The organism is Rhizobium sp. RHZ01, assembly GCF_014851595.1.
Taxonomy (GTDB): domain Bacteria; phylum Pseudomonadota; class Alphaproteobacteria; order Rhizobiales; family Rhizobiaceae; genus Rhizobium; species Rhizobium altiplani.
The window spans coordinates 26,653-51,057 of sequence record NZ_JACUZZ010000008.1; the positions used below are offsets into that span (position 1 = coordinate 26,653).

Here is a 24,405-nt window from a genome sequence, read left to right on the forward strand (position 1 = left end):
GGCAACTCTCGACCGCCGCCTGCCGTGTTGTAGAATTTCATCGCCAACGTCAAATGACGGTTTTGTTTTCTGAGTTTTATTGACGATGTTTGCGCGCGACCGAGCCCGCCCTTACAGCGCACATGGGCAATTCCCGGGCAGGACTGCTCGAATGCACTGCATAAGCTGAGGACAGCGGGTGCGGGGCGGAATGAAAGCAGAACATCTTTTCTGGTCTTTCGATCCCGAATCACTACATTACGCGCCATGAGCAATAGTTTCGACGATATCCCCTTCTTCGATGAAGAGCCGGGCGAGCCGCCGCGCAAGCAACCGGCCCCTGCCGCTCCCGCCGCCGGAAGGCTCGCCGCCCGTGCCATGGCAGCTCGCGATGGCGGCGGGCGCCCCGATTACCTTTCCGGCCTGAACCCTGAACAGACCGAAGCCGTCGAGACACTGGAAGGCCCCGTACTCGTGCTCGCCGGTGCGGGCACCGGCAAGACGCGCGTGTTGACGACGCGCATCGCCCATATCCTGAACACTGGACGCGCTTTCCCCTCGCAGATCCTTGCCGTGACCTTCACCAACAAGGCCGCCCGCGAGATGAAGGAACGTATTGCCGTGCTCGTCGGCGGCGCCGTCGAGGGCATGCCCTGGCTCGGCACTTTTCACTCGATCGGCGTCAAGCTTCTGCGCCGCCATGCCGAACTCGTAAACCTGCGCTCCGACTTCACGATCCTCGACACCGATGATGTCGTCCGGCTGATCAAGCAGCTGATCCAGGCGGAAGGCCTCGATGACAAGCGCTGGCCTGCCAAGCAGTTCGCCGGAATGATCGATGGCTGGAAGAACAAGGGCCTCGGCCCTGGCGACATTCCCGAGGGCGACGCCCGCGCCTTTGCCAACGGCAAGGGCCGCGAACTCTACTTTGCCTATCAGCAACGGCTCTCGACGCTGAACGCCTGCGATTTCGGCGATCTCCTGATGCACCCGATCGCGATCTTCCGGAAAAACCCGGATCTTCTCAAGGAGTATCACGGCCGCTTCCACTACATCCTTGTCGACGAGTATCAGGACACCAACACAGCCCAGTACATGTGGTTGCGGCTGCTTGCCCAGCGCCCAAAGGGCGAGCCGCAGAACGTCTGCTGCGTCGGCGACGACGACCAGTCGATCTATGGCTGGCGCGGTGCCGAGGTGGACAACATCCTCCGCTTCGAGAAGGACTTCCCGGGCGCCAAGGTCATCAAGCTGGAGCGCAACTATCGTTCGACGGCGCATATCCTTGGCGCCGCCGGCCACCTGATCGCTCACAATGAAGGCCGCCTCGGCAAGACGCTTTTCACCGACCGCAGCGACCCCGATGACATCAAGGTCCAGGTGCACGCATCCTGGGATTCAGAGGTGGAAGCCAGGGAAATCGGCGAGGAGATCGAGCAACTTCAACGCGGCGACGCCAAAGGAAAGCGGCATTTGCTCAACGACATGGCGATCCTCGTGCGCGCCTCATTCCAGATGCGCGAGTTCGAAGACCGCTTCGTGACGCTCGGCCTCAACTACCGAGTCATCGGCGGCCCGCGCTTCTACGAGCGCCTCGAAATCCGCGATGCCATGGCCTACTTCCGCCTCGTCGCCCAGCCTGCCGACGACCTCGCCTTCGAGCGCATCATCAACACCCCGAAGCGCGGTCTTGGCGATACGACGGTGCGCGCCCTCCACGATTATGCCCGCGCCCGCGACATTCCGATGCTGGCCGCAGCCGCCGACATGATCGAAACCGACGAGCTGAAGCCGAAGGCGCGCAAAGCTCTCTTCGACGTCGTCCAATCATTCCGCCGCTGGCAGGAAATGCTGGAAAACACCCAGCACACTGAGCTTGCCGAGCAGATCCTTGAAGAGTCGGGTTACACCGACATGTGGAAGAACGATAAGTCGGCGGACGCGCCGACCCGTCTCGAAAACCTGAAGGAACTCATTCGCTCGATGGAGAGCTTCGAGTCGATGCGTGGTTTCCTCGAGCACGTCGCGCTTGTCATGGACGCCGAGCAGAACGAAAACCTCGACGCCGTCTCGATCATGACGTTGCATTCCGCCAAGGGCCTGGAGTTCGATACCGTCTTCCTGCCGGGCTGGGAGGAAGGCCTGTTCCCGCACCAACGTTCACTGGACGAAAGCGGCCGCGCCGGCCTCGAGGAAGAACGCCGCCTTGCCTATGTCGGCATCACCCGCGCCAAGCGCCGCTGCCACATCTGGTTCGTCTCCAACCGGCGCATCCACGGTCTCTGGCAGTCGACCATCCCTTCGCGGTTCCTCGACGAACTGCCGGAAATGCATGTCGAGGTGGCGGAAGCCGAGCAGAGCTACGGCGGCTATGGTCGCGGTGGCTACGGCCAGTCCCGTTTCGACAAGGCTGACCCCTTCGCCAACTCCTATTCGACGCCCGGCTGGAAGCGTGCCCAGCAGAACAAGACGGACGCCACCCGCGACAACTGGGGCACACGTTCTGGCCACGCCGTCGAACGCATCGGCTACGGCGAAAGCGGCCCGCGCAGCCGCACCATCGATGGCGAACTCGTGGCGAAATCAACCGCCGCCGAGCCCTCGAAATTCAAGACCGGCGATCGCGTCTTCCACCTCAAATTCGGCAACGGCAACATCGTGGAGATCGAGGGCAACAAGCTGACGATCGAGTTCGACCGGGCAGGCCAGAAGCGCGTCTTGGATGGGTTTGTGGAGAGGGTTTCCTAAAGCGGAACCGCCAACTCACTGACCTCAGATAATGTACCAACAACTGCAGCAAACGACAGCGCGGCTTGCCTCACCCTTTCGTGACTTCGTTTACTGCCCCGCGTCCCGCATACTGAACTCCCGCGCGCATCGATCGCGGGAGAGAAGGAGGACGCAGATGAAACGTTATTCGCTGCCTCTGATCGTAGCCTCGCTCATGATTGCCGTGTTGAGCAGTCCGACCGTCGCATTTGCCTGCAGCAAGATCATCCTAGGGACCTGATCCCGCAGGTACACGAACGACTACCGACAAGCGAGGAAGTCCGAATTCATGGAGCGGGCGTGGCGCCCGCTCACCCCAGGATCGGCATCGATCCCAACCCCAGTATGTCGTTGAGCAATGCGAGCCCGATCCCGGCGGCGACGACCGCGATTCCGATCAGGAACAGGCGCCTCGCCCGATCGTACTTGGCCGCAATCAGCGAGTCCCTGGCCAGCAGATCGGCAAAGACCTTGACCTGCAAGGCAATCCCTACCGTCAGCAGCAACATCGGCAGGATATCGATCCGGCTCCAGTCGTTCGGATTCGAAGCCCAACGGCTCATGAAACTCAGGGAAAAACCGAGAATGATGCCGGCTGCTGTCAGTGACCCGTTGCGAAAGGTCGCATCGATCTTCTCATCAGGACCGGGCTCGGTCGTTGGCTTTCGCTTCAGGTCATCCTCTGCAGCCATCAGGCACAGCCTTCCGCGGCAAATGTCGCACCGCGCTCTTCAAGGAGGCGCCGCAACACGCTTCGATGGCAGCGGCTCTCGGTCTCGCAGTAGCATCCGATTGAAAAATGACTGGCATGCGAAAGCGTGGCGAGCAGGTCTAGCACATGGCTCGCCTCCGGCACTTTCATTTCCTTCGTGAAGCTGCGGACGAAGGCCGCCCACTCGGCGTCAGTCGTCGCGGCCTTCGCTTCCGTCACAAGGGGCTGGCTCGGCGAAAGCACCGGCAGCCAGACGTCATAGTAGTTGCGGCTGGAAAATTCTTCCTTCGGCACGCCCCGTGGCGGTCGGCGGACGGTACCGATCCGCACCCCCTCGCCTTCTGCCCGCGGCGAACCCAATTGCACGACCCTGATTGCCACGACGCCCTCCATCGACCTGCCGCGATATTTACCGCAAGGGCCGCCGCCTCACCAGCCTCCAGAGGAATGATCCGTCACCAGATCCCAGGCACTAGGCGCCATTGGACCTGGCTGCGGTACTCGGCATAGCCGACCAGATTGCCCACCAAATACCTCTCCTCATCTAGGAGGCGGGCGACCAGACCACCAATGACGGGAGCCAACACAAGCAGACCCCAATAGGAAGCCAGCGCCAAGGGCACGCCAAAAAACATCGCCAGCGCCGCGGCATACATCGGATGGCGCACCACGCCGTAGAGGCCGGTCGAAATCACCCGCTGCCCCGCCGTCACGCCGACTGTCGCCGCGGCAAACGAATTCTGCCGGAGCACGAAGAAGCAGCCGATAAAGCCGACCGCGATCAATGCATTGCCGAGAAGCACGATCGAGGCCGGAACGACCGACCAGCCGAACCTGTGGTCGAGCGCCGAAACGACGAAAAGCGCAAGGATCGCGATGCTGTTAAAGGACTGTATGCGCTTCTGCGATGGCTCGCGTTCCGCCGCCGGTCCGACACTCATGCGTTTCCGGACCAGTTCCGGGTCGCGCTTGACGAAATAGGCCGTGAGGACTGCGCACCACCCGCAGAAATGCACGAGAAACACCCAGCCTTGCCAGTAAGACAGGGATCCCGCCGCTAGGAAAATCATGACCAGCATGACGAGACAGAATTTGGCCGTCGCGACTGTCGCCTGTCGCCCGAGACTCTGAACGCTACTCACCATCATCACTCACTCGCACTGTCGCGGGCACAAGGTCTCCTATCTCTAGATTGGCCTGACTGAGCGCGCGTCAATGGCATGAATCGCACGAGGATCGGGAAACCGATCTTCGCCGCATCAAGTGAAGGTTTACGAATCATGCTTAAAAGCCGACGAACAACGCTGCGCCTCCACACATGCGACAACAAACCGAAAGTCTCATCATGAGCGACTCCGATATCTTCGACCTGTCACCGATCGCGATGTGGATCGAGGATTTCAGCGGGGTCAAGGCGCAATTCGATCGCTGGCGCGCTGAGGGCGTCGAAGACATCCGAGCTTACCTTAGAGAAGACACAACGCGCATCGCCGCCTGCTCACAGCTTATCCGCGTGCTGCGCGTCAACCGAAAGACACTCGAACTCTTCGGGGCTAACGATCTCGACCACCTGGTCGCCAATCTCGGCCTGGTGTTTCGCGACGAGATGCTCGAAAGCCACGTCAACGAATTGGCAGAACTCTGGGATGGCAAGACCGAATTCACCAGCAGCGCGGTCAACTATACGCTGTCCGGCCGCAGGCTCGATATCCAGCTCCGTGGTTCGGTGCTGCCGGGCCATGAGCAGTCGCTTGCGCAGATAATGCTGACAACGGAAGATGTCACCGCACGTGAGGAAGCGCGCCGCAAGGAGCGCGAAAATCGCCGCTACGCCGAAGGCATCTTCGAGCATTCCCCGGTCTCGCTCTGGGTCGAGGATTTCAGCCAGATCAAACTGCTGCTTGAGAATGTCCGCGATCGCGGCATCGACGATTTCAGGGTTTTCACCGATGTCCATCCCGAGTTCGTGCGTCAGTGCATGAGCGAGATCCAGGTGATCGACGTCAACCAGGCAACCCTCGACCTGTTCTGCGCACCCGACCGGCATACGCTTCTGCAGCGCATTGGCGATGTCTTCCGCGACGACATGGAAAAACACTTCCGCGAACAGCTGATCGAGCTTTGGAACGGCCGGCTCTTTCATCAGCGCGAAGTGATCAACTACGCCCTCGACGGCTCCGAGCGCTACGTCCTTCTGCAATTCTCCGTCCTTCCCGGCCACGAAGGCGACTGGGCACTTGTGCAGGTAGCCCTCACCGACATCACAGCGCGCAAGAAGGCCGAAGCTTACCTCGAATATCTCGGCAAGCACGACGTCCTGACCAAGCTTCACAATCGCGCCTTCTACGTGGACGAGTTGAACAGGCTCGAACGCAAGTCGCTGCGGCCGGTCTCGGCTGTCGTCATCGATCTCAACGGCCTGAAGGAGGCCAATGACCAGCTGGGACACGATGCCGGCGATGCGCTGCTGCGCCGTCTCGGCGAAGTTCTGAATGGCGCCGCCACACAGCCAAACCATGCTGCCCGCATCGGCGGCGACGAGTTTGCGGTGCTGATGCCCGGCGCCGACAAGCAGGCTGTCGCCGCAATGGTCGAGACCATCGGCGAGCTGCTGAAGATCAACAATCAGTTCTACTCCAATGCTCCGCTCAGCATATCGCTCGGTGTCGCGACAAGCGAGCCGGGGGAAACGATGGAAGCCATGGTGCGGCGTGCCGACATTGCGATGTACGCGCAGAAACGCGCCTATCACGCCAGCCGCAAGACAGAAGGACAAGGCAGCGTCGCGGCGAATGAAAAGTCCGCTTCGGCGGCCTGACCATTTCCCCGGCGCAGGAAATCTCTCCACGGTCTTGGAACGCCGGCGCAAGAACCGGCCGCGTCAGCACATGTTCGCAGGGGCGAACCACCCGCCGCAACGCACAATAAAAATCGTTTGAATACTACCAATTTGGTTTCAAATGGATATATGAGCCTTGTGGCTTGCTGCATGCCTCCTCCCAAGTGCCTTGCCGAGCCACCGCCGGCCCGCCGTTTCGACGGCTTCAAGAGAAAATTTCCGGCGCAACAAGAACAAGAGGTACAAGACTGTGGCTGGTATCATCACCAACAGTGCCGCGACGACGCGCCCGGCATCGGCTTCCCCGGCAGCGAGCTATCAATTTGCCCTCGTGGCCCTGACATCGTTGTTTTTCATGTGGGGTTTCATCACCTGCCTGAACGACATTCTCATTCCGCACCTGAAGAACGTCTTCCAGCTGAATTACACGCAATCGATGCTGATCCAGCTCTGCTTCTTCGGCGCATACTTCATCGTCTCCCTGCCCGCCGGCGCGCTCGTCAAGCGCATCACCTACAAGTGGGGGATCGTGACGGGCCTGATCATTTCCGCCATCGGTTGCGCGCTCTTCATTCCGGCCGCAAGCTACCGTATCTATGCACTCTTCCTCGGCGCCCTCTTCGTGCTGGCAACTGGGATCACCGTGCTACAGGTCGCGGCAAACCCGTATGTCACGGTCCTCGGTCCACCCGACACCGCCGCAAGCCGCCTGACCTTGACACAGGCCTTCAACTCCCTCGGCACGACACTTGCCCCGATGTTCGGCGCAGTCCTGATCCTGTCGGCGACAGCGGCCGCCGTTGCGGGCACCACTCCGGAACAACTCGACGCCGTCAGGCTTGCCGAAGCGAGCGCTGTGAAGTTCCCCTATATGCTGCTGGCTGTCGCCTTCCTGTTACTCGCCGCGCTCTTTGCAGCCCTCAAGCTCCCCCAGGTTGAAGGTGCGGAAGATATTGAGCCGATCACCGGCGGCGGCTCGGCCTGGCAGTATCGCCATCTCGTGCTCGGCGCAATCGGCATCTTCCTCTATGTCGGCGCGGAGGTCAGCATCGGCAGCTTCCTGGTCAACTTCATGAGCCAGCCGGATATAGCAGGCTTTTCGGAAGCCGAGGCCGCCCATCATGTATCCTACTTCTGGGGCGGCGCGATGATCGGCCGGTTCATTGGTGCTGTCGTGATGCGCTACGTCGATGACGGCAAGGCCTTGGCCTTCAATGCAGCCGCGGTCATCCTGTTGCTGTTACTCACCGTCTTCTCGGGCGGTCACGTCGCCATGTGGTCGGTCCTCGCAATCGGCCTCTTCAACTCGATCATGTTCCCAACGATCTTCAGTCTCGCACTGTACGGCCTTGGAAAATACACGAGCCAAGGCTCTGGAATCCTTTGCCTGGCAATCGTCGGCGGCGCCTTGCTGCCGCTTTTGCAAGGCGCCCTTGCTGACACGATCGGCATACATCTCGCCTTCCTGATGCCGGTTCTGTGCTATGCTTACATTGCCTTTTATGGGCTGAAGGGGCACCGGCCGACCTGACCATTTCAAGGCCCGCTTCGCCGCCCATGCGGCGAAGCGTTTCGGCGCTTGCGCCGTCCCTCGGCCCTTGGCATGTTGCAGTGCAAATCGAGGGAGTCGCACCGATGAAAGCCTTGCTTCTAGTCGATATTCAGAATGGCTTTTGCCCGGGCGGCAACCTGCCGGTGCCGGATGGCGACCAAGTGGTTCCCATCGCAAACCGCCTGATCGAGAGCGGCAAGTATGACCTGATCGTCGCCTCCCAGGACTGGCATCCTGCCGGCCATGGAAGCTTTGCCTCATCTCATCCCGGCAAGCAGCCGTTCGAATTAGGGACGCTCTCCGGCAAGCCGCAGATGATGTGGCCGGACCATTGCGTTCAAGGAACGGTGGACGCTGAACTGCATCCCGATCTCAAGACGGGCGAGATCGATCTCATCCTCCAGAAAGGCGAGAATCGTGGTGTCGACAGCTACTCGGCATTCCGCGACAACGATCAGGACGCCCTCACCGGGCTCGCCGACTTTCTCGAGGGGCAGGATGTCACGGAACTCGACGTTTGCGGTCTCGCAACCGACTATTGTGTGAAGTTCTCCGTCCTCGATGCGACCGAAATGATGCCCGGAGTGCGGGTTCGCTTTGTCGAAGATGCCAGCCGTGGGATCACACCCGAAGGTGTTGCGATCGCGGTCAAGGAAATGCGCGAGCACGGCATCGACATCGTCACCAGCCGACAAATTTTGGAAGGCTGATCACTCCGTCGCAGTCCGCTGCAACTCATAGACGTCCTCGGAAAAGTCATCCATGCGTCTGGCAAGCGCGACTTGCGCATCCTCGAGCCCCTTCTTGTAGTAAGCGGCGCCAACTTCCTTCGCGAAAAACTCGAGAACAAACTCCGCTTTCAGGAGGCCGATCGGTTGGTCCAACTCACTATCGAAATAGTGCTGGATCCGCGCAATGAGTTCGGCCTTTTCCTCTTTCGATAGTTCGATCCGGGTCATCTTTGTTCCTCGAACGGCAATCAGTCGCGTGTGCATCGTTCAGCGAAATCGATCGGTCAATCAAGGAAATTTGCTTGCGGCGGATACCGCCCGTCCCTAGACGGGGGACAAAATTCCAGAAGGATTATCGCCGATGAGTCGCGCTGATTTTTTCGACGGCTTGCGCGGTGGCTCAGCCATTGCGATGGCCTCGGCCCCGTTTGGGGCATTGTTTGGAGCGCTCGCAGTCGATAACGGCATGTCGCTCGCGGAAGTGACCTTCATGAGCGCCACGGTCTATGCCGGCGCGAGCCAGATGGTCGGCCTCGAACTGTTCGGCCATAACGTCCAGGCGTGGCTGATCGTCGCCTCCATCCTGGCCGTCAACTTTCGCCATGTCCTCTATTCGGCGGCCATCGCCCCTTACATCAAGCATTTTTCGCCGCTCCAGAAATTCTTCACCTTTTTCCTGCTGGTCGATCCGCAGTTTGCCGAAACGCTGAAGCGCGGCGAAGCCGGCAAGCCGGTCACCTTTGTCTGGTACCTCGGCTTCGGCATCATCATCTACATCCCCTGGGTCCTGGTGAGCCTGCTCGGCGGGCTGCTCGGCAACTACATCGGCGACCCGAAGTTGATCGGTCTCGACATCCTGCTGCCGGCCTACTTCCTCGGCATCGTCCTGGATTTCCGCCATCGCGACAACTTTCTGCCGGTCGCCGCCGTCAGTGCGGTCGCCTCTGTTGTCGCCTATCACTATGTCGGCTCACCTTGGCACGTCAGCCTGGGTGCCGCAGCGGGAATCATCCTTGCCGCCCTGTTCCCACCGCCGCCCCACGAACAGGAACTCGAATCCGATCTGCACGAGGTATGACGATGGCCTTCGATCTTCATATGGCACTCGTGATCGTCGCTGCGGCGGTTGCAACCTACGCAACCCGCATCGGCGGCTATATCCTCATCACCACGATGAAGCGCATTCCGCCACGCATGGAGGCCGCACTTGCTGCGGTCCCAGCTGCAGTCTTGACGACGCTTGTCGCGCCGGCCTTCTTCATGGGGGGCTGGGATTCGAAGCTGGCCCTGCTCGTCGCACTCGTCGTTGGCCTGCGGGCCTCGCACACCTGGATGCTGATCGTCGCGTGGCTCTTCGTTCTGGGCTGGCGTCACACGATCGGCATGTGACGCCATCGGCGGCGAGCAAGGCCGCCTGGCTCAGTATTCCAGCGGCAAGGTCGAGTTCTCCAGCCACGCCTTGACGTCGTGGTCGTGGATCAGCGGCATCAGCGCCTCCCGCGTGCGCTCATGATAATTGTTCAGCCAATGCAACTCGTCATGGTTCAGAAGTTCTGGAATGACGAGGCTGCGATCGATCGGACAGAAGGTCAGCGTCTCGAACCCGAGCATTGGCGTGTCGCCGCCATCGATTGCCTCTGCCTCGCGGACGTAGATCAGGTTCTCGATGCGGATGCCGAAAGCGCCGGGACGGTAGTAGCCGGGCTCGTTCGAGAGGATCATCCCCGGCAGTAATTCCTGCGTTGATAACCTGGCGATGCGTTGCGGACCTTCATGCACCGAAAGGTAGGACCCGACACCGTGGCCGGTGCCATGGGCGAAATCGGCCCCCGCCCGCCAGAGCGCGATGCGGGCCAGCGGATCGAGATCGCAGCCGCGGGTGCCTTTCGGAAAACGCGCGGTGCTGATCTGGATCATGCCCTTCAGCACCAGCGTGAAGAAGCGCTTGTGCTCCTCGGTGACCGAACCGATCCCGACGGTGCGGGTAATGTCCGTCGTGCCGTTGATGTACTGGGCGCCGGAGTCGATCAGGAAAAGCTCCCCGGCTTCCAGCTTGCGGTTCGTTTCCGTCGTGACGCGATAGTGCATGATCGCCGCGTGCTCGCCGGCACCGGAAATCGTATCGAACGAAATGTCCTTCAGCGGGTTCTGCATGCTCTGCCCGACACGGGCGCGCGCTACTTCGAGCTTCTCCGCCACGTCGATTTCCGACACGGTCCCGGGCTTGACTTGCGACAGCCAGTAGAGAAACTCGACCATCGCTGCGCCATCCTGCAGATGCGCGGCCGCGGAACCGTTAATCTCAACGTTGTTCTTCACCGCTCGCGGAAGCTTTGCGGGATCATTCCCTTCCACGACTTCGCCACCTCCCTTGCGAATGATCTCCGCCAGGGCATACGAGGTGAGGTCAGGATCCACGAAGACGCGACCACCATCCTTTGCAACAGCTGACAGTTTCTTTTCGAGCTCCGACGGCGGAAGCTGCATGCACATCTGAGCGAGATAGGCTTCGGGTTCGATACCGGTCTTGCGCTTGTCGAGGAAGAGGTCCGCCTTGCCATCGGCATAGATGATCGCCCGCGCCAGCGGGTGCGGCGTGTGCGGCACATCGGCACCGCGGATATTGAAGATCCAGGCGACCGAAGACGGATCCGCGATCAGCGCCGCCTTGAGGTTCTTCTTTGCAAGATCGGCCGCGACCGTTGCGATCTTGTCGGTTGCGAGCACGCCCGCCTGGACGATGTTCTGGATTGTCACCTGCCCCAACGGCTCCTGCGGCCGGTCGCTCCAGAGTTTGTCCAGAGGATTGTGAGGCAGGACAACGAGCGAACCGCCAATTTCGGCAAGCGCCTTTTCAAGTCGCCGCACCTCCGCCCCGGAGTGCAGCCAGGGATCAATGCCAAGACGCAAGCCCTTGGAGCCATTCTTTGCAAGCCAGGCATGAGGCGGCTCGTTCACAAGGTCCCCACCGGTGAAGAGCGCGTTGTCGACTTGCTCGGCAAGTTGCGTCACGTAGCGCCCGTCCACGTAGACAATCGCCTCCGAACGCGTCACCAGCGCGACCCCCGCCGAGCCCGTGAAACCCGTCAGCCACGACAAGCGTTCCGAGCAAGCTGGCACGTATTCGCCGTTGAACTCGTCGGCGCGCGGCACCAGAAAGGCGTCGATGCCAAGCGCATCAAAGCTTGCGCGCAGGGCCGAAACGCGATCGCGGCCGAATTGTGGCGTCGAGGTGACTTCGAAAGACTGGAACATGCTCACTAACCCGTTTTTTTGGACGATCCCCTCAGCGAAGAGATTCGGCTATGGTATCGGAATTTCATGAGAATACGAGAAATTGCTACGCGATACCTGAGTGAGAGCCGCGCAATAATTCGGCGGAAATGAGGCGCCGATTCACAAACTGGCACGCTTTATGCATTCTCTGCATGGCTCCCATGAAGGAAACCCTCTCCCTCAGCTTTTCTAAATCGCTATATAGGCGCCATCAGACGGGTTCGAGACGAACCTGAAACGAAACAAAAGGAATTTGGATATGACTGCCCCTCTGTCGCGCTTCGCTTACAGCAGCCCGGTGCAGGCTGGCGAGCGCCAGACTGTGCGTCACATCATCGGCTCGCGCCGTCCGCCGCATGAGGACACCCTCAAGCTGCTCGGCGCCGGCCACAGGGTTACGCGCCATCAGGTCGCAACCAGCTACACGTTCTGAGCAACTCGCCGCTCCCTTCTCCTCCTCCCTCACGGGATCGGCGATCAGAACAGTAGAAGCCCGCTCGAGCGCTCCTCCTCCTTCGAGCTCGCGGGCACTGACCGGGAAACTGGTCTCAAGGCGGTGCCATTGGCACCGCCTTTTCTTTTGCCTTCATCTCAAGGGCGGTCGAGATGGATCGTCACCCAACCGTTTCGCCAGATCGTGCGGACATGCCGCAGGTGCGCACCATTATAGGCGGCAAGCACCTTCCAGCGTTGCGCGGCCAGAATGCCGGAGAGGATGACCGAGCCTCCCGGCGCCAGGTGGTTGACGAGCTGCGGCGCCATCTTGATCAGCGGTCGCGCGAGGATGTTGGCGATGATGAGATCGAAGGGACCATGTGTGGAAAAGGCCGTCGAGTGAAAACCCGGCGCTGTCGCCGTCGAGATACCGGACGCAATCCCGTTGCTTCTGATGTTCTCGGCCGCGACCCGAGTTGCGACCGGGTCGATATCGGTGGCGAGAACGGGAATGTTACGCAGCTTCCTCACGGCAATCGCCAGAACGCCGCTACCGGTTCCGAGGTCGAGCGCATTCCGCACGGAGCGGGAACGAAGAACACGATCGATCGTCTCCAGGCAGCCAGCCGTCGTACCGTGGTGACCCGTACCGAACGCCTGGCCCGCATCGATCTCGATCGCAATGTCCCCGGGCCGTACCTTGTCGCGGTCGTGCGAGCCATGGACGAGGAACCGCCCTGCCCGAACCGGCTTCAGGCCCTCGAGTGACTTGGCGACCCAATCGACGTCAGGGATCACCTCGCGTTCGACCTTGGCGTCGGGAAAGCTCGTCTTCAGCGCGTCTTCGACACGCGCGCGAACCTGCGCCTCGTCTTCACGCATCATGTAGACGGAGGCTTCCCAAATGTCCTTCTTCTCGTCGATTTCAGTCGTCGCGATCGCGAAGTCTTCTTCGCCGAAGACCTCGGACAGCAGGTCCAGAATCTCACCGGCCTGCACTTCGGTCGTCGTCACATAAAGGCGTATTTCACTCACAATCACTCTTTCTTTTATGGGGCGCCATCGATCCAGGGCGGCGACTGCGTATCATATCCGGAAACACCGTGAAGCAATTTTTGTCGGAATGCAGGTATCCGCAAAAGAACCGGTACGGCAAGATTGCGGATCGCGATTGCCATCGGATGTGTCATTGTGATTAGCGATGTCAATTGATGGGTCTGCTTCAGCACCGTCGTCACAGCAGGCATCCTGAGCACCGCATACTCCTGCTCCCGCCTCTCCGAGATCAGCCAGGCCAACCAGCATGCGTCTTCGATGCCAAGGTTCATCCCCCGCGCCCCGGCAGGCGAATGAATGTGCGCAGCATCCCCGGCAAGGAAAACGTTGCCCCTCGCCATTACCTCGGCACGACGAAAGTGAATGCGAAAATCGGACGCCCAGACCCGCTCAGCAATGGGCGCGGGATGCTCGATGCGGCTCTCGAAATCGGGGAGCGTCGAAATGTAGCGCAGCACGTCACGCGTCACAGGCAAGCGCCCGATCATGCCAGGATCGAACAGGCTGATCTCGGCAAAGCTGGGATCGACCGGTCCGGCGTAGCGAAAATCCGCCAGGTAAAAGCTGCTCTCCAGCACCTGCCCGGGGAAACCGATGCCGAGGGCTTCTCGCACCGTTGAATGGGACCCGTCGGCCGTGATCACGATATCGAAATCCGCGGTTTCGACCGAACCATCCAGCTTCCTTAGCGTCACCTTCGGTTTCGAAAGATCGCCGGAAACCGCCTCCACGACGGTTTGCCACTCCGGAGCAATCTCGTAGTCGGAAAGCTTGCCGAGCAGCAGCCGCTCGGTATGCCCTTGCGCCAGCGCATGGATGGCACTGTAGGGACCGGGAACCTCCGTGGTGTCGATGTCGGCAAGGACCTTGCCTTTGGCGGCGATCCGGAAGTGCTGTATCTGCTGCGCTTCCTGCAGGATCGTGTCCGTCACACGCGAAGGTGAAAGCAGCGTCAGCGTTCTGGCATTGATGCCGAGAGCACGGCTTTCCGTTAGGGGCACCGGTCCGGCGTCGCTATCGACGATGCGCGGGAGGTGGCCGCGGCGGGCGAGTTCAAGAGCAGCAGTCAGACCAGTCGCACCGGCTCCGGCGATCAAGATGCTGCGATGCCCTGACGCCATGCCGTCATCCCTTGCTGACGAGGTTCTCCAGTTTCTTTACAGCCGTATCGGGATTTTCGCCATAGGCGATGGTACCGGAGAACCGCCCTTCCGAATCGAGCAGGAAGACAGAAGCCGTGTGATCCATCGTGTAGTCGCCGTTCGGATTGCTTTCGTCCACCGGAACCTTCTTGGCGTAGACGCGGTAGCCCTTGATGACATCGGCAATCTTGTCGGGCGCGCCTGATATGCCGACGATGCGCTTGGACACGTTGGAAACGTATTCGTTCATCACCTCAGGCGTGTCGCGCTCCGGATCGACGGTCACGAAATAGGCCTGCAGCTTCTTGCCATCCGGATCGACCTTCTCCAGCCAACCGTTCATCTCAAAGAGCGTTGTCGGGCAGACCTCCGGGCAATGGGTGAAGCCAAAGAAGAGCGCCGTCGGCTTGCCCCGGAAGGCCTGCTCGGTGATCGGCTTGCCGTCCTGGGCAACGAGCGTGAACGGCACGCCGAACGGCCCCTCGGAAACGGCCTCCTTCGTCTTGGTGACATTAAGCGTCAGCCAGCCGAGAATTCCGGCCATCAGCAGCACCGCAACCCAGACCGCAATGCGGACAGTCTTCATCGATCGAACCTCAAAGATCGGGATTATTCCCGTTTATCGGGTGATATCGCCTCCTGCTTCGGGGCGCAATTCAACAACACGTTTCCCAGTGGCGACCGATTGCCCCACCAGCACACGGAAAAGGCGAAATCGGTTTCACAAAAACCAAAATCTTCAACCACTTAGCAGATGAAACAAAGACGGTTGCAATCTTTGAGGGTTAGCAAATACTTAAAAATACATATCTATATTTAGGAATGGATAGAACGTTCTACGTTCTCGTGACATGAGGTCCACCCGGCATTTCAATCCCCGGCTATCCGCGTGAGCGCAAGATGCACACCGCGTCTCATCGCGGAGGGGGATGATCATCAATGACTGATATGAAAGTGCGCAAGAGCCTCTCTGTAGGCCAACGGCTGGGGACACTTGCCGGCGCGGCGTTCATTGGCTTCGGCTCGATGCTTGCAGTTGGCTGGTATCAAAATTCGAGCGCCGACGCGGCTTTGAGACATGCCAACGAAATCCAGGCCAGCGTCGACCAGATTAACGAGATGCGCGCCGCAAACCTCACCCTCATTCTTGCCGCCATGGACACCATCGTCGACCGTGGCGATCGCGCCGTGATGCCCGAACGCCTGAAGCTGATGAACGAGGCGATCGGCGAGCTGCAGAACAGCTCCAAGGAGATGCACCGCCTGGGCGAAGAGCTGAACGCCGGAAACCTGTTGTCCACCTATGGTGCAGACGTGGCGTCTCTGGGGAAAAATGTCGTCGGAGACTTGAAATCTGCTGTCGAAGCCGGGGCGCCGGACAGTGAATTTGACAAGCTGGACGACGCCATCGACGGTGGCGGCGACAAGGTGGGCGCGACACTGGACAAGCTCGCCCACGAAGGCGGCGAATTGGCCAAAGCGCGTATCGACGAGGCAAACGCAATCTCGGAGCGGGCGATACTGATCCAGCTGGGACTTGGCATCGTCGCCATCCTGACAATGGGCACCCTGCAATACATCCATGGCGGTTCCATCCGTCGCGGTATCGAGGGTGTGCGAAAAAGCATGCAGGGCATCATGCGCGGCGATCTCAATAGCCTTGTCCCCGCCACTGACCGGGGCGATGAGATCGGCGACATGGCACGCGCAGCGGAGAGCTTCCGGCTTGCCGCAATCGAGAAGCAGGAATTGCAGGCGCGTAGCGACAGCGAACGCCAGCAGAGCGACGCCGAGCGCCGCAGCCGTGAAGCAGCGAAGCTTGCGGACGCCGAAGCGCTCAACGATGCAGTCCATGCGTTGGGCGACGGCCTTACGCGCCTCGCGGGCGGAGACGTGACAGTCACCATCAATCAGCCGTTCACGGCAGAGCTTGAGCGCTTGCGCACCGACTTCAATCACACCACGGCGACGCTCCGCCAGACAATGGCCGGGATCGCCCGAAACGGGACTTCCATCCAGGCAAACAGCCAGCAGATGCGCTCGGCAGCAGACGACCTCGCCAAGCGTACGGAACAACAGGCGGCCTCGCTGGAGGAAACCTCCGCGGCGCTCGACCAGATCACCGCGACGGTTCGCAACGCCACCAACCGTGCCGAGGAAGTCGGCCACATGGTTGCCCACACCCGGCAGAATACCGCGAAATCAGATGTGGTCGTGACCGATGCCATGGCTGCGATGGAGCGAATCGCGACCGCCTCGCGCGAGATCGGAACAATCATCAACGTCATCGATGAGATCGCCTTCCAAACCAACCTCCTCGCCCTCAACGCGGGCGTCGAAGCTGCTCGCGCCGGCGAAGCCGGCAAGGGCTTTGCTGTCGTAGCACAGGAAGTACGCGAACTCGCCGGCCGCGCGGCCGGTGCCGCCAAGGATATCAAGGCCTTGATCGGAAAATCCGGCGCCGAGGTAAAGGCCGGCGGCGAACTCGTAACGGCGGCCGGCGAAGCCCTGCGCCAGATCGGCGAAGATGTTTTGCGCATCGACGAGCATGTTAAATCAATCGTAACCTCTGCACGCGAACAATCTACCGGACTGAACGAAATCAATACGGCCATCAGCCAGATGGACCAGGTCACGCAGAAAAACGCGGCCATGGTGGAAGAAACGAACGCAGCAAGTCACGCGCTCGCCACCGATGCCGACAGCCTGATCCACCTGATCCAGACGTTCAAGATCGGCGAAGGCATGAATGCCCGTTCCACGCCGCGGGAAGCCACCGCAGTCTCGCATCCGAAACCATCTCCCGCACGAAGCCTTATCGGCAAGGTCGCGGGCGCATTCAGCGGCGGCGCAACCGCCAGAGCCATGGCCGTACCGGCCGGAGACAACTGGGAAGAATTCTGATCATGAACAATACCGTCATCAACCAGACCGGATCGCATCTCGAGATCGTCTCCTTCCATCTCGGCGAGCAGGAGTTCTGCATCGACATCATGGCGATCCGCGAAATCCGCGGCTGGGCGCCCGTAACGCCAATGCCGCACACACCGCCCTACGTCCTCGGCCTCATCAATCTTCGTGGTGCGGTAATTCCGGTCATCGACATGGCCTGCCGCCTCGGCATGAAGATGACCGAGCCGTCGGAGCGCTCCGCCATTATCGTCACCGACATTGCCGGCAAGCTCGTCGGCCTGCTGGTCGAGCAGGTCTCCGACATGATGACCATCAAGAGCGAAGACCTGCAGCCGGCACCGGAGATCATCCCGGAAGCCCAGCGCGCCTTCTGCCGCGGCATCGTCGCCCTGGAAAAGACCATGGTCTGCTTCCTAAACCTCGACACCGTAATCGCCGACGAATTGGCACAGGCTGCTTGACGCGACCAGCCAGCATAACCGCCAAGAGATTTTCGAACCGCTCGCATCGAACCGTTGCGAGCGGTTTTTTCTGTACGGTCATTGTTAGGGCCGCATTGCAGGCTATCTCCTCATCGCATCGTCCGACGTCGCTTCGAGTGAACGAAGTGCGCGAACGGGCGTTCGAATGGTTGTCAGAAGAACAACGGGGTACGCAGAATGCGCGAGGCGAAAACCCGTCACACCGGAGGATGCGGCTGCGGTGCGGTCCGATACAGAATTGACGAGGCGCCGCTGGCGAGCGGCATCTGCCACTGTCAGACATGCCGAAAGGTCGCTTCGGCTCCTACGCTTCCGTTCGTCACCTTTCCCGTGCGAACGCTGGTATACGAACAGGGAGCCCCTCGGGCATTTGCCTCCTCGAGAGGCGTTGTCAGGACATTTTGCGGCTCATGCGGTTCCCCGATCGGCTATCAGAACGATGCCGACCCAGACCTGATCGACATCATGACAGTCAGCCTCGACGACCCGGATGAGTATCATCCGACCTTTCACGTCTGGACGTCTGAAAAGGTGTCCTGGGATGTCATCTGCGACGAGCTGCCGGCACATCCCAAGAGCCGCGCCTAGCGCGACGAGGCGTGTTGCTATTGCGGCTTGCCGTTCTTCCACGTGACATTCTGGCCGTATAGCGGGATGGTTGAAATCGCCATCTTCGCCGAGCCATCAGTCAGTTCGCGGGAGTGGGCGAGATAGACCAGCGTGTCGTTCTTCTTGTCGTAGATCCGGTTGACGACCAGCTTCTTCCAGATAAGCGACATGCCCGTCTTGAACACCTCGTCGCCGCCCTCCGACAGATTGATGTCGCCAATCTCGATCGGCCCCGTCTGCCGGCAGGAGATGGAGTTGTTCGAGGGGTCTTCGAACCAGTTGCCGTTCTTCACGCGATCGATAACGCTGCGGTCGAAATAAGTGACGTGGCAAGTCACGCCCTTCACCTGCGGGTCGGCCACCGCATCGATGATGATGTCGTTGCCAATCCAGTCGACCCCGACCTTGCCGACGACGTCGGCTGAGGCAGCGCCGGCGCTAAGGCCGATGAGTGAAGCAGCGGCAAGCGCGATGTAACTCTTTCTGGACATGACGGTTCCCTGATTGCATCCGCATCTTAGGTAAGCGCGCCTGATGCCTTTACAAGGAAGTGTTCACGCCTTCCTGCAGGTGCAGGCCTCATACCCGGTCGACGTCAGCCTGCCAGGCTTCATGCCTATCAGAGCGGGAATGGCGTTCACTGCAGCCGCCCCGACAGCCTTTGCCATCGCGATCGCGGCATGCGCGCAGACGGCGGCGTCCTCGGCGGCATTGTGATGCGCAAAACGCAGGCCGAGATGCTCGGCGATCATGTTGAGCCGGTGCGAGAGGAAATGCGGCCAGATCCGCTGGGCCATCTTCAGGCTACAGAGATACGTCAGCTCCGGATAGGACTGCCGATAGAGATCGAGGCTCGCGCGCCAGACGCTGAAATCGAACGCTGCATTGTGCGCAATCATGGTCGCACCTCGGAAATCGTCGTGGAATTCGTCCATCACTTCCGGAAACGCCGGCGCGTCCTCGACATGCTCAGGCCGGATGCCGTGAATGGCGATGTTCATACCGGAGAACCGCATCTCCTTCGGCCGGATCAGACGCTCCTCGACGCGGGTAACCTTGCCGTCCTCAATCCATGCCAGTCCCACCGAACAGGCGCTGCCGCGTTGTTCGTTGGCGGTTTCGAAATCAATGGCGATGGTTTTCAACGAGATTTCCGATTCGATAGCATGGATCTGGCATAACCTCCCCACCCTCTCCGCGCAAATCCGGCTGTTGACATCCGCAAGCGGATTGCGAAATCATGGCGCATGACCGGATTGGTGACCATTGTGCTGACGCGGACGACCACCCTTGCAGGGTTGGCGGGAGCGATGGTGCGTTAGAAGCAGTCCGTCATCCCCTAAACCCTGCCGAGGCGAGCAGGGTTCGGGAACCGGCTCTCCTCAAACTGAGAAGGAGAGTTGCATGCAGAAGAATCCAAACCCCAGAGAAATACCCGCCGGACTGTCGATCCGAGCCATCCGTCCGTCCGACACCGAGGCATTGACGGCGCTGGTCAATCTGCCGGGCTTCCGTGCCGGTACCTTGCGTCCACCCTACCAAAGCATTGAAGAGACCCGCCGCCATGTCGAAAACAGCAATCCGGATGCAATGCGTCTGGTCGCAATTATCGACGAGCAGATCGTCGGCGACATCGGCATGACCCGTTACCACGGCCGCCGCAGTCACGTCGCCAGCATCGGCATGGGCGTGCATGACGACTTTACCGGTCGCGGCATCGGCAGCGCGATGCTCGCGGCCGTCATCGATGCCGCCGACAACTGGCTGAACATCATGCGCCTGGAATTGACTGTTTACACCGACAACGAAGCCGCCCTGGCCCTTTACAGGAAATTTGGTTTCGAAGAGGAAGGTATACTCCGTGCTTTCGCCTTCCGCGCCGGCAGCTACGTCGATGCTTACGCGATGGCGCGCATCAAGCGGTAGAGGAACGCTCCGAGGTCGGTGACAGCCGATCCCTCATCCGCTGATCAGGGCCAGCCACTCGTCCTCGTCCATCGTCTGGACACCGAGTTCGCGTGCCTTGTCGAGTTTCGAGCCTGCGCCTGGTCCTGCAACCACGATGTCGGTTTTCTTTGACACCGAGCCTGCGACCTTAGCGCCGAGGCTTTCAGCCCGCGCCTTGGCTTCATCGCGCGTGAACTTCTCCAGCGAACCGGTGAAGACCACAGTCTTGCCGGCGACTGGGCTGTCTGCAGCAGCAACCTTCTCTGCAGGCAAGGGCGTCCCGTCATTCAGTTCGGCGAGCAGTCGCGAGATCACCTCGACATTGCGCGGTTCCTTGTAGAATTCAACGATCGCGCGCGCGACGATCTCACCGATGCCTTCGATGGCGTTGAGGTCGTTCCAGGCATCGCCCGAGAGCGGCGCGGCAGCTGTCATCGCTGCTTCGAAGTCGGCATAGGTGCCGTAGGAGCGTGCCAGGAGCTTGGCTGTCGTCTCGCCGACGTGCCGGATGCCGAGCGCGTAAATGAACCGGTGCAGCGCGATGCTCCGCCGCTCGTTGATCGCCGTATAGAGCTTTCCGACGCTGACCTTGCCGAAACCTTCGATATTTTCAAGCTTTGTCAGCGAACCGGCCTGCCGCTTCTCAAGCGTGAAAATATCTGGCGCGTTACGGATCTGCAGCGCCGGATCGTCGCTCTCGAAGAAGAAGTCGACCTGCTTCGATCCCAGGCCCTCGATATCGAAGGCATTGCGCGAAACAAAGTGCTTCAGATGCTCGGTGGCCTGCGCACGGCAAATGAAGCCGCCGGTGCAGCGCGTTACGGAGTCGAGCTTGCCTGTCTTTTCGTTCTTCTCCCGCACCGCATGGCTGCCGCAGACCGGGCATTTTTGCGGGAATTCATAGCGGGCGGCATCAGCGGGGCGCTTCTCCATGACAACATCGAGCACCTGCGGGATAACGTCTCCGGCCCGCTGCACGATGACCGTGTCACCGATCCGAATGTCGTGCCCGACGTCGCGGATGCGTTCGCCCGAGTTCCCGATGCCTTCGATGTAATCGGCGTTATGCAGGGTCGCATTGGTTACGACGACGCCGCCGACGGTAATTGGCGTCAGCCGTGCAACCGGCGTCAGGGCGCCGGTGCGGCCCACCTGGATATCGATGTTCTCGACAGTCGTGAAAGCCTGCTCGGCCGGGAACTTATGTGCCGTCGCCCAGCGCGGACTGCGGGAGCGGAATCCGAGCCGTTGCTGCAGATCCAGGCTGTCGACCTTGTAGACGACACCGTCGATATCATAGTCCAGGTCCGGTCGCTTCAGGCCGATCTCGTCGTAGTGGGCTAAAATATCGGCGACGGAATTCAACCGCTTCATCAGGGGATTGACCGGAAAGCCCCAGCTCTTGAATACCTCGACCATACCAAACTGTGTGTCGGAGGGCATGTCGGATATCTCACCCCAGGCATAGGCGAAGAACTTCAACTTGCGGCTCGCAGTCACCTTGGCGTCGAGCTGCCGCAGCGATCCGGCTGCCGTATTGCGCGGATTGACGTAGGTCTGCTTCCCCTCGGCTTCCATCTGCTTATTGAGCGCCAGGAAGTCGCTCTTGGCCATGTAGACCTCGCCGCGCACCTCGACGACTGCTGGTGCCCCCGCCGGCAGCGTCTGGGGAATTTCCTTGATCGTGCGGATGTTGGCCGTGACGTTTTCGCCGGTCGTGCCGTCGCCGCGCGTTGCAGCGCTCACCATCCTGCCGTTCTCATAGCGAATCGACATAGAGAGGCCGTCGATCTTCGGCTCCGCGGTAAAGGCAATCGACTGGTCCGGCAGACGGCCGAGGAAGCGATAGACGCTCGCCACGAAGTCCTGCACGTCCTCCTGCGAGAACGTGTTGTCGAGCGATAGCATCGGCCGTGCATGCACAACGGGCGCGAACGTTACCGAAGGCGCGATACCGACACGCCGCGACGGACTGTCCTCGCGAATGAGTTCCGGAAAGCGCGCCTCGATCGCGTCGTTGCGACGCTTCAGTGCATCATACTCGGCATCGGAAATCGCCGGGCGATCCTCGCCGTGATAAAGCTCGTCGTTGCGGGCGATCTCCTTGGCGAGCCACTCAAGCTCGGCGGCGGCATCTTCGATCGTCAGGGCATCAACGGCTATGGCTTCGGTCGACATACGGCTCTCGCTCCACGGAATCTGGAGTCGGTTTTAGAGCAAAATGAATGGATTGAAAGAGAGCGAGAGGTCCTCGTTCGCCCTCTCCCCAATTCGGCGATTAGGAAATCAGCCGTTCCCGGCCAGCAGCCGGGCCGCCGCCGCCCTCGCCTCTTCCGTCACCGACGCACCCGCCAGCATGCGTGCGATTTCTTCCGTCCGGTCGCCAGGCGCCATCGTCGCGACGTGAGTCGCGATCTTCTCCGAGCCTTCGGCGGCCGGTCCTTTCGAAATCAGCAGGTGCGTCGCCGCACGCGCGGCGACCTGCGGCGCATGTGTGACCGACAGCACCTGCACGCGGTCGGAGAGCCGCTTCAGCCGCTGACCGATCGCATCCGCAACCGCCCCACCGACGCCGGTATCGATTTCGTCGAAGACGAGCGTCGGCGCAGAACCGCGATCGGCAAGCGCGACCTTCAGGGCGAGCAGGAAGCGCGAAAGCTCGCCGCCGGATGCCACCTTCATGATCGAACCAGGACGTGTGCCCGGGTTGGTCTGAACGTGGAACTCCACCACGTCGATCCCCTCCGAGGTCGCGTCATCAGGATTGGTGGTGATCTCTACCATGAAGCTTGCGCGCTCGAGCTTCAGCGCCGGCAGTTCCGCCATGACGGCAGCAGCCAAGGCGTCTCCGGCATGATGACGCTTATCGGAAAGGCTGCGCGCCGCTGCGTCGTAGTTTGCCTTGCCAACACCGACCTCGGCTTCAAGCTTGGCAAGCTTTTCCTCGCCGGCATCGACGTCGGCAAGATCGCTGATCATGCGGACCGCCAACGCCGGCAGTTCGGTCACCGGAACGGAGTATTTGCGGGAGGCAGCGCGCAAGGCAAACAGGCGTTCCTCTACACGCTCCAGCTCCTTCGGATCGTATTCCGTCTTCCTCAGCGCAGCCTCGACTTCCATCTGCGCATTGGAGAGCTGGTCCAGAGCGGCATCCAGAAGCGCCACCGTATCTTCCAGCAAGCCCGGCGCCTCGTGGCTCTTGCGCTCCAGCCTGCGCACCAGCGAGGCGATATGTGGCACGGGGGAAGCATTGCCGTTGAGGAATTCGGAAGCCTCGGCGATATCGCCGGCGATCCGCTCGGCCTTCATCATCTTCTGGCGACGATCGGCGAGCTCGTCCTCTTCTCCGTCCTGCGGTGAAAGCTTCTCGAGCTCCTCTACGGAAGCGCGGAGGTAGTCGGCCTCACGAGCAGCGTTCGCCACCTTTTCGCGCTGCTTCTTGAGCGTCCGCTCGGTATCGCGCCAGATGCGGTACAGATTGGAGACTCCGGCAGCATCTTCGTTCACGCCTGCGAAAGCGTCGAGCAGGATCCGGTGCGCATGCGCATCGACCAAGGCGCGATCGTCGTGCTGGCCATGAATCTCGACCAGCATCTGCCCGACCTGGCGCATGAGCTGAACGCTGAGCGGCTGGTCGTTGACGTAAGCCTTGGTACGGCCATCAGCGTTCTGGACACGGCGGAAGATAACATCGCCGTCATCATCGATGCCGTTTTCGCGCAGCAGCTTGCGGGCGCTGTGGTCCGGACCGACGTCGAACACAGCCGTAACCTGCCCCTTGTCCTCGCCATGGCGAACAAGACCGCCGTCTCCGCGCCCGCCAAGCGCGAGCGACAGGCTATCGAGCAGGATGGATTTGCCAGCGCCGGTCTCCCCGGTCAGCACCGAGAGGCCGGTCTCGAAGGCGAGATCCAGCCGCTCGATCAGGACGATATCGCGGATCGAAAGCTGGATCAGCATTGG

Annotated in this window: 23 protein-coding genes; 11 read left to right on the forward strand and 12 right to left on the reverse strand. The window is 60.6% G+C overall.

What is annotated here, in order from left to right; genetic code table 11:
- Positions 1-246: 246 nt before the first annotated feature.
- Entirely contained in the window at positions 247-2,727 is a 2,481-nt protein-coding gene (locus IB248_RS10745) for a UvrD-helicase domain-containing protein (protein ID WP_169681432.1), read from the forward strand.
- A gap of 332 nt (positions 2,728-3,059) precedes the next feature.
- On the opposite strand, the gene IB248_RS10750 is transcribed toward IB248_RS10745, so the two are convergent.
- The 3 genes from IB248_RS10750 to IB248_RS10760 all read right to left on the reverse strand — a co-directional run bounded on the left by IB248_RS10750 (position 3,060) and on the right by IB248_RS10760 (position 4,608).
- The gene (locus IB248_RS10750) at positions 3,060-3,440 is read right to left on the reverse strand and encodes a hypothetical protein (RefSeq protein ID WP_018858355.1); all 381 of its coding nucleotides are present in this window, start codon (positions 3,438-3,440) and stop codon (positions 3,060-3,062) included.
- Complete coding sequence (locus IB248_RS10755; protein ID WP_026371947.1) at positions 3,440-3,841, reverse strand: DUF488 family protein; 402 nt, start codon at positions 3,839-3,841, stop codon at positions 3,440-3,442. The genes IB248_RS10750 and IB248_RS10755 overlap by 1 nt, the downstream gene beginning before the upstream one ends.
- Before the next feature lie 74 nt (positions 3,842-3,915).
- Complete coding sequence (locus IB248_RS10760; RefSeq protein WP_018858353.1) at positions 3,916-4,608, reverse strand: isoprenylcysteine carboxylmethyltransferase family protein; 693 nt, start codon at positions 4,606-4,608, stop codon at positions 3,916-3,918.
- A gap of 197 nt (positions 4,609-4,805) precedes the next feature.
- On the opposite strand from IB248_RS10760, the gene IB248_RS10765 reads away from it, so the two are divergent.
- The 3 genes from IB248_RS10765 (at position 4,806) to pncA (ending at position 8,561) form a co-directional block, all read left to right on the forward strand.
- Positions 4,806-6,278: a sensor domain-containing diguanylate cyclase gene (locus tag IB248_RS10765; RefSeq protein ID WP_169681435.1), complete on the forward strand. Its 1,473-nt coding sequence runs from the start codon at positions 4,806-4,808 to the stop codon at positions 6,276-6,278.
- Between the two features lie 280 nt (positions 6,279-6,558).
- Positions 6,559-7,830: a sugar MFS transporter gene (locus tag IB248_RS10770; protein ID WP_348644129.1), complete on the forward strand. Its 1,272-nt coding sequence runs from the start codon at positions 6,559-6,561 to the stop codon at positions 7,828-7,830.
- A 104-nt stretch (positions 7,831-7,934) separates the two neighbouring features.
- Positions 7,935-8,561: a bifunctional nicotinamidase/pyrazinamidase gene (gene pncA / locus IB248_RS10775; RefSeq protein ID WP_169681439.1), complete on the forward strand. Its 627-nt coding sequence runs from the start codon at positions 7,935-7,937 to the stop codon at positions 8,559-8,561.
- Here the strand turns inward: pncA and IB248_RS10780 are convergent, their stop codons facing one another.
- Positions 8,562-8,810 carry a DUF2164 domain-containing protein gene (locus IB248_RS10780; protein WP_113471819.1) on the reverse strand — a complete coding sequence of 83 codons (249 nt, stop codon included), beginning with the start codon at positions 8,808-8,810 and terminating at the stop codon, positions 8,562-8,564.
- Between the two features lie 133 nt (positions 8,811-8,943).
- On the opposite strand from IB248_RS10780, the gene IB248_RS10785 reads away from it, so the two are divergent.
- Positions 8,944-9,660 carry an AzlC family ABC transporter permease gene (locus IB248_RS10785; protein ID WP_018858348.1) on the forward strand — a complete coding sequence of 239 codons (717 nt, stop codon included), beginning with the start codon at positions 8,944-8,946 and terminating at the stop codon, positions 9,658-9,660.
- Between the two features lie 2 nt (positions 9,661-9,662).
- Positions 9,663-9,971: an AzlD domain-containing protein gene (locus IB248_RS10790; RefSeq protein WP_169681441.1), complete on the forward strand. Its 309-nt coding sequence runs from the start codon at positions 9,663-9,665 to the stop codon at positions 9,969-9,971.
- A 30-nt stretch (positions 9,972-10,001) separates the two neighbouring features.
- On the opposite strand, the gene IB248_RS10795 is transcribed toward IB248_RS10790, so the two are convergent.
- Positions 10,002-11,837: an aminopeptidase P family protein gene (locus tag IB248_RS10795; protein ID WP_169681443.1), complete on the reverse strand. Its 1,836-nt coding sequence runs from the start codon at positions 11,835-11,837 to the stop codon at positions 10,002-10,004.
- Between the two features lie 280 nt (positions 11,838-12,117).
- Between IB248_RS10795 and IB248_RS10800 the strand changes: the two genes are divergently transcribed.
- Positions 12,118-12,291, forward strand: coding sequence for a hypothetical protein (locus IB248_RS10800; RefSeq protein WP_018858345.1), 174 nt, complete (start codon positions 12,118-12,120; stop codon positions 12,289-12,291).
- Between the two features lie 158 nt (positions 12,292-12,449).
- On the opposite strand, the gene IB248_RS10805 is transcribed toward IB248_RS10800, so the two are convergent.
- The 3 genes from IB248_RS10805 to IB248_RS10815 are packed head-to-tail and all read right to left on the reverse strand — an operon-like array spanning position 12,450 to position 15,077.
- Entirely contained in the window at positions 12,450-13,328 is an 879-nt protein-coding gene (locus IB248_RS10805) for a 50S ribosomal protein L11 methyltransferase (RefSeq protein ID WP_026371944.1), read from the reverse strand.
- Positions 13,329-13,342: 14 nt separating this feature from the next.
- The gene (locus tag IB248_RS10810) at positions 13,343-14,470 is read right to left on the reverse strand and encodes an NAD(P)/FAD-dependent oxidoreductase (protein ID WP_169681445.1); all 1,128 of its coding nucleotides are present in this window, start codon (positions 14,468-14,470) and stop codon (positions 13,343-13,345) included.
- Between the two features lie 4 nt (positions 14,471-14,474).
- The gene (locus IB248_RS10815; protein ID WP_018858342.1) at positions 14,475-15,077 is read right to left on the reverse strand and encodes an SCO family protein; all 603 of its coding nucleotides are present in this window, start codon (positions 15,075-15,077) and stop codon (positions 14,475-14,477) included.
- 353 nt (positions 15,078-15,430) lie between these two features.
- Here IB248_RS10815 and IB248_RS10820 point away from each other — a divergent pair, with 353 nt between their 5' ends.
- From IB248_RS10820 to IB248_RS10830, 3 genes are all read left to right on the forward strand, one after another.
- Positions 15,431-17,395 (forward strand): methyl-accepting chemotaxis protein, encoded by a 1,965-nt coding sequence (locus tag IB248_RS10820; protein WP_169681447.1) that lies wholly within the window; start codon positions 15,431-15,433, stop codon positions 17,393-17,395.
- A 2-nt stretch (positions 17,396-17,397) separates the two neighbouring features.
- Positions 17,398-17,865, forward strand: coding sequence for a chemotaxis protein CheW (locus tag IB248_RS10825; protein WP_018858340.1), 468 nt, complete (start codon positions 17,398-17,400; stop codon positions 17,863-17,865).
- Between the two features lie 198 nt (positions 17,866-18,063).
- On the forward strand, positions 18,064-18,474 hold the full coding sequence (locus IB248_RS10830; RefSeq protein ID WP_018858339.1) for a GFA family protein: 411 nt from the start codon (positions 18,064-18,066) through the stop codon (positions 18,472-18,474).
- Between the two features lie 17 nt (positions 18,475-18,491).
- Here IB248_RS10830 and IB248_RS10835 read toward each other — a convergent pair whose 3' ends face one another.
- Together IB248_RS10835 and IB248_RS10840 are read right to left on the reverse strand one after the other, a co-directional pair.
- Complete coding sequence (locus IB248_RS10835) at positions 18,492-18,986, reverse strand: CreA family protein (RefSeq protein ID WP_018858338.1); 495 nt, start codon at positions 18,984-18,986, stop codon at positions 18,492-18,494.
- Between the two features lie 63 nt (positions 18,987-19,049).
- Positions 19,050-19,640, reverse strand: a complete 591-nt coding sequence (locus IB248_RS10840) for a 3'-5' exonuclease (protein ID WP_018858337.1) — start codon at positions 19,638-19,640, stop codon at positions 19,050-19,052.
- Between the two features lie 259 nt (positions 19,641-19,899).
- Here IB248_RS10840 and IB248_RS10845 point away from each other — a divergent pair, with 259 nt between their 5' ends.
- Positions 19,900-20,421, forward strand: coding sequence for a GNAT family N-acetyltransferase (locus IB248_RS10845; protein ID WP_169681449.1), 522 nt, complete (start codon positions 19,900-19,902; stop codon positions 20,419-20,421).
- A 33-nt stretch (positions 20,422-20,454) separates the two neighbouring features.
- Here the strand turns inward: IB248_RS10845 and ligA are convergent, their stop codons facing one another.
- Both ligA and recN read right to left on the reverse strand, forming a co-directional pair.
- A complete protein-coding gene (gene ligA / locus IB248_RS10850) occupies positions 20,455-22,620 on the reverse strand; it encodes an NAD-dependent DNA ligase LigA (RefSeq protein WP_169681452.1) in 2,166 nt (721 codons plus the stop codon).
- A gap of 108 nt (positions 22,621-22,728) precedes the next feature.
- Positions 22,729-24,402, reverse strand: a complete 1,674-nt coding sequence (recN, locus tag IB248_RS10855; RefSeq protein WP_169681454.1) for a DNA repair protein RecN — start codon at positions 24,400-24,402, stop codon at positions 22,729-22,731.
- Positions 24,403-24,405 lie beyond the last annotated feature (3 nt).